The organism is Micromonospora echinofusca (genome assembly GCF_017614955.1).
GTDB lineage: Bacteria > Actinomycetota > Actinomycetes > Mycobacteriales > Micromonosporaceae > Micromonospora > Micromonospora echinofusca_A.
Genome location: NZ_WVUH01000425.1, coordinates 1 through 5,291, shown reverse-complemented (window position 1 = coordinate 5,291; position 5,291 = coordinate 1). Strand labels below are relative to the sequence as shown.

Genomic DNA, 5,291 nt, shown 5'->3' with positions numbered 1-5,291 from the left:
GACAGGGCTGGCGGTGGCCTGGCGGTGCGCCCAGCGCGGGATGCGGGTGGTCGTGCGCGATCCGGCCCCCGGATCCGGGGCGTCGGGGGTGGCCGCCGGGATGCTCGCCCCGGTCGCCGAGGCGTACTTCGGGGAGCGGGAACTGACCGGGCTGCTCGTCGCCTCCGCCGCCCGCTGGCCCGGGTTCGCCGCCGAGCTGACCGCCGCGAGCGGCGTCGACCTCGGCTACCGGACCGAGGGCACCCTGGTGGTCGGCCTGACCGGCGACGACCTGGCCGAGGCGCGCCGGCTCTGGGCGTACCAGCAGGAACTGGGGTTGGCCATCACGCCGCTGCGACCGGGTCAGCTCCGGGACCGGGAACCACTGTTGGCGCCCCGGGTACGCGGTGGCGCCTGGGCCCCCGGCGACCATCAGGTGGACCCCCGGCGGTTGGTCGACGCACTGCGGGTGGCGGCCGAGCGGGCCGGGGTGACCATCGTGCCGGAACCCGTCCGGCAACTGTCCGACGTGGACCGACAGGGGCCGGTCGTGGTGGCGGCCGGCTGCGCCACCGCCGGCCTCACCGGGCTGCCGGTCCGACCGGTCAAGGGGCAGTTGCTGCGGCTGCGGACCCCGGACGGCGCAGCGCCCGGCTTCCGGCACGTGATCCGGGGGTACGTCGACGGCCAGCAGGTCTACCTGGTGCCCCGGGCCGACGGTGAGGTGGTGGTCGGCGCGACCGTCGAGGAGCGCGCCGACCGGCAGGTGACCGCCGACGCCGTACTGCGACTGCTCCGGGCCGCCGTCGAGCTGGTACCCGGGCTGGCCGAGTACGAGCTGGTCGAGGCGGCGGCCGGGCTGCGCCCGGGTACCCCGGACAACGCCCCGGCCCTCGGGCCGCTGCCCGGTCGACCGGAGGTGGTCGTGGCCGCCGGGCACCACCGGCACGGCATCGTGCTCACCCCGCTGACCGCCGACCTGATCACCGACCTGATCTCGACCGGGGTGCCGGACCCGCAGCTCGCGGCGTTCCGCCCGGACCGGTTCACGACCGACAGGATTGTGGAGGGACAGCCATGGAGCTGACCGTGAACGGCACCGGGCGGACGTTGCCCGACGGGACGACCGTGGCCGGACTGGTCGCCACCCTGACCAGCGCGGCACGTGGGGTGGCCGTCGCCGTAGACGGCGAGGTCGTACCCCGGGCGGCCTGGGCGGGTACCACGCTGCGCGACGGCCACCGCGTCGAGGTGCTGACCGCCAGCCAGGGCGGGTGACCGGGGTGACGGACACCTTCCTGCTCGGCGGTGCGGCGTTCGGCTCGCGGCTGATCCTGGGTACCGGCGGGGCGGCGAACCTGCACGTCCTGGAGGGCGCGATCCGGGCCTCCGGTACCGAGCTGGTCACCCTCGCCCTGCGCCGGGTCGACCCGCAGGCCGCCGGGCAGCCCGGTGGACTGCTGGACCTGCTGGACCGGTGCGGGGTACGGCTGCTGCCCAACACGGCCGGCTGCTACACCGCCGCCGAGGCGGTCACGGTGGCCCGGCTCGCCCGGGACGCCTTCGGCACCGACTGGATCAAGCTGGAGGTCGTCGGCGACGACCGGACGCTGCTGCCGGACGGGGTGGAACTGCTGCGCGCCGCCGAGCAGCTCGTCGACGAGGGGTTCACCGTGCTGCCGTACACCTCCGACGACCCGGTGCTGGCCCGCCGGCTGGCGGACGCCGGTTGTGCGGCGGTGATGCCGGCGGGTGCTCCGATCGGCTCCGGCCTCGGGATCGGCAACCCGCACCACATCCGGCTGATCCGGCAGAGCGTGGACGTGCCGGTGATCCTCGACGCGGGTATCGGCACCGCCTCGGACGCCGCGCTCGCCATGGAACTGGGCTGTGACGCGGTGCTGCTGGCCAGCGCGGTCACCCGGGCCGAGGACCCGGTGGGGATGGCCGGGGCGATGCGGCACGCGGTGCTCGCCGGCCGGCTGGCCGCCCGTTCCGGCCGGATCGCCCGACGGTTCCACGCGCTCGCCTCCACCCCGGACGAAGGACGCCCTGACCTGTGAACGGTCCACGTGGGGTGGTGCTGCTGACCGACCGGCGGCAGGCCCGCCGACCGTTGCCCGAGGTGGTGCGGGCGGCGGTGGCCGGCGGGGTGCGCTGGGTGGTGCTCCGGGAGAAGGACCTGTCCGGTGCCGGGCGGGCGGCGCTCGCCGCCGAGCTGCGGGAGATCCTGCACCCGGTCGGCGGGACGCTGGTGGTGGCCGGTCCGGACCCGCTCGGCGGTACGGCGGTGCACCTGCCGGCCGCCGGTCCGTACCCGCCGCCCCGGCTGGCGCTGGTCGGCCGGTCCTGCCACGACGGGGCCGAACTGGCCCGGTTGACCACCGAGGACTACGTGACGGTGTCGCCGGTCTTCCCGACGGTCAGCAAACCCGGGTACGGGCCGGCGCTGGGGCCGGACGGGTTGGGCCGGCTGGCCCGGCTGGCGCGGGTGCCGGTGCTCGCCCTGGGCGGGGTGGACGGTCCGGAGCGGGTGGCCGCCTGCCTGGCCGCCGGGGCGGTCGGGGTGGCGGTGCTCGGTGCGGTGATGCGGGCCACCGACCCGGCCCGGGTGGCCGCCGACCTGGTCGCCGCCGCCGCTGCGGCCCCGGTGACCGCCCAGCTCCACCGGACGGGGGTGGACCGGTGACGCCCCCGGTGGTGCTCACCGTGGCCGGTTCGGACTCCGGCGCGGGCGCCGGCATCCAGGCCGACCTGAAGGTGTTCGCCGCGCTCGGGGCGTACGGCACGTCGGTGCTGACCGCGGTCACCGCCCAGCACACCCGGGGCGTGGACGCGGTGTACCCGATGCCGCCGGAGGCGGTGACCGCGCAACTGGACGCGGTGCTCGGCGACTTCGCCGTGCGGGCGGTGAAGACCGGGATGCTCGGCGGACCGGAGGTCGCCGGGGCGGTGGCGGTGGCCGCCCGGGCCGGCCGACTGCCGAACCTGGTGGTCGACCCGGTGCTGGTGGCCACCAGCGGGGACCGGCTCGGCGTGGTCGGGGCGGTCGAGCGGCTGCTGCCGTACGCGATGGTGGCGACGCCGAACTGCGCGGAGGCGGCGGCGGTCCTCGGCCGCCCGGTGTCCACCCTGGACGAGATGGTGTCCGCCGCCGCGCAGCTCACCGCAGGCGGCGCGGCGGCGGTCGTGGTCACCGGGGGCGACCTGGCCGAGTCGGGCGGCGGCGAGGCGGTGGACGTGCTGCACCTCGACGGGGTGACCACGCTGCTGCGGGCGCCCCGGGTGGACACCCGGCACACCCACGGCACCGGCTGTTCGTTCTCGGCGGCGATCACCGTCCGGCTGGCCCTCGGCGACCCGGTGCCGGTCGCGGTCCGCACCGCCAAGGAGTACGTCACCCGTGCGCTGGCCGGCGCCCGGGACTGGAAGCTGGGCGCGGGACGCGGCCCACTCGACCACTTCGGCTGGACCAGTCGATGAACAGGAGGCTGCCATGAACGCACGGCGCAGGGTGTACGTCGAGGGATCCCGCCCGGACCTCCGGGTGCCCTTCACCGAGGTCACGCTGACCGGTGACAACCCGCCGGTCCGGCTCTACGACACCGCCGGTCCGGGGTCCGACCCGGAGGTGGGGTTGCCGCCGCTGCGCGGCGCGTGGATCGCCGAGCGGGGCGACGTGGCGCCGGTCCGGGGTGCCGGCACCCCGCTGGCCGGGCGCCCCGGAAAGCGGCCGACCCAGCTCGCGTACGCCCGGGCCGGGCAGGTCACCCCGGAGATGGAGTTCGTGGCGCTGCGCGAGCAACTGCCGGTGGAACTGGTCCGGGACGAGATCGCGGCCGGGCGGGCGGTGCTGCCGGCCAACGTCAACCACCCCGAGTCCGAGCCGATGATCATCGGGAACCGGTTCCTGGTGAAGGTCAACGCCAACATCGGCACCTCGGCGGTCACCTCCTCGGTCGCCGAGGAGGTGGAGAAGCTGACCTGGGCCACCCGCTGGGGTGCGGACACCGTGATGGACCTGTCCACCGGTAAACGGATCCACGAGACCCGGGAGGCGATCGTCCGCAACTCGCCGGTACCGATCGGAACCGTGCCGATCTACCAGGCGTTGGAGAAGGTGGGCGGCGACCCGGTGAAGCTGACCTGGGAGGTGTTCCAGGACACCGTCGTCGAGCAGGCCGAGCAGGGCGTCGACTACATGACCGTGCACGCCGGGGTGCTGCTGCCGTACGTGCCGCTGGCCGTGGACCGGGTCACCGGGATCGTCTCCCGGGGTGGCTCCATCATGGCCGCCTGGTGCCTGGCGCACCACGAGGAGAACTTCCTCTACACCCACTTCGACCAGCTCTGCGAGATCCTGGCCGCGTACGACGTGACGTTCTCCCTCGGCGACGGGCTGCGCCCCGGGTCGATCGCGGACGCCAACGACGCGGCGCAGTTCGCCGAGCTGCGCACCCTGGGTGAGCTGACGGCGGTTGCCTGGGAACACGACGTGCAGGTGATGATCGAGGGCCCGGGGCACGTACCCATGCACAAGATCAAGGAGAACGTCGACCTCCAGCAGGAGCTGTGCCACTCCGCGCCGTTCTACACCCTCGGCCCGCTGACCACGGACATCGCCCCGGCGTACGACCACATCACGTCGGCGATCGGCGCCGCGATGATCGGCATGTTCGGTACCGCGATGCTCTGCTACGTGACGCCGAAGGAGCACCTCGGGCTGCCGGACCGGGACGACGTGAAGGCCGGCGTGATCGCGTACAAGATCGCCGCGCACGCGGCCGACCTGGCCAAGGGACACCCGGGGGCGCAGGCGTGGGACGACGCGCTGTCCAAGGCCCGGTTCGAGTTCCGCTGGACCGACCAGTTCAACCTGGCGCTGGACCCGGACACCGCCCGGTCGTACCACGACGCGACGCTGCCGGCCGAGCCGGCGAAGACCGCCCACTTCTGCTCGATGTGCGGGCCGAAGTTCTGCTCGATGAAGATCACCCAGGAGCTGAAGGACTACGCGGCGCGGGGGATGGCCGACAAGTCGGCGGAGTTCCGCTCCGGCGGCGGCCGGGTCTACCTGCCGCTCGCCTGACCGACCGGTCAACGGCCGGTCAGGTCAGGGCCGGCGACGGGCGGGCCGGCGGAGCAGCACGGTGGCCACCCCGGCGACGGCGAGGGCCAGGCCGGCCGCCGCCCACCACCAGCCGGTACCACCACCGTCAGCCGGTGCGGCGGCGGCCGGCGCGGTCGCGGCGGCCGGTACCGGCCGGGCGGACTGGGCGGCCCGGGCCTGCACCACCACGGTGACCTCGGCC

General features: G+C 75.0%; 6 protein-coding genes and 1 pseudogene. 6 read left to right on the top strand and 1 reads right to left on the bottom strand.

Annotated elements, in window-relative coordinates; translation table 11 throughout:
* The first annotated feature begins 7 nt into the window (after nt 1–7).
* From thiO to thiC, 6 genes are read left to right on the top strand one after another with little or no spacing between them, the layout of a single operon-like run.
* Nucleotides 8–1,066, top strand: coding sequence for a glycine oxidase ThiO (gene thiO, locus GSF22_RS30125; protein WP_244454396.1), 1,059 nt, complete (start codon nt 8–10; stop codon nt 1,064–1,066).
* Nucleotides 1,057–1,257 carry a sulfur carrier protein ThiS gene (gene thiS, locus GSF22_RS30120; protein ID WP_208817301.1) on the top strand — a complete coding sequence of 67 codons (201 nt, stop codon included), beginning with the start codon at nt 1,057–1,059 and terminating at the stop codon, nt 1,255–1,257. Before thiO ends, thiS begins: the two co-directional genes overlap by 10 nt.
* Entirely contained in the window at nt 1,254–2,042 is a 789-nt protein-coding gene (locus tag GSF22_RS30115; protein WP_208817300.1) for a thiazole synthase, read from the top strand. Before thiS ends, GSF22_RS30115 begins: the two co-directional genes overlap by 4 nt.
* On the top strand, nt 2,039–2,668 hold the full coding sequence (locus tag GSF22_RS30110; protein WP_208817299.1) for a thiamine phosphate synthase: 630 nt from the start codon (nt 2,039–2,041) through the stop codon (nt 2,666–2,668). Before GSF22_RS30115 ends, GSF22_RS30110 begins: the two co-directional genes overlap by 4 nt.
* Nucleotides 2,665–3,462, top strand: coding sequence for a bifunctional hydroxymethylpyrimidine kinase/phosphomethylpyrimidine kinase (gene thiD / locus GSF22_RS30105; protein WP_208817298.1), 798 nt, complete (start codon nt 2,665–2,667; stop codon nt 3,460–3,462). Before GSF22_RS30110 ends, thiD begins: the two co-directional genes overlap by 4 nt.
* Before the next feature lie 13 nt (nt 3,463–3,475).
* A complete protein-coding gene (thiC, locus tag GSF22_RS30100; protein ID WP_208817297.1) occupies nt 3,476–5,068 on the top strand; it encodes a phosphomethylpyrimidine synthase ThiC in 1,593 nt (530 codons plus the stop codon).
* Nucleotides 5,069–5,092: 24 nt separating this feature from the next.
* Here the strand turns inward: thiC and GSF22_RS30095 are convergent.
* Nucleotides 5,093–5,291 (bottom strand): annotated as a pseudogene (locus GSF22_RS30095) (copper resistance CopC family protein); the annotation flags it as partial.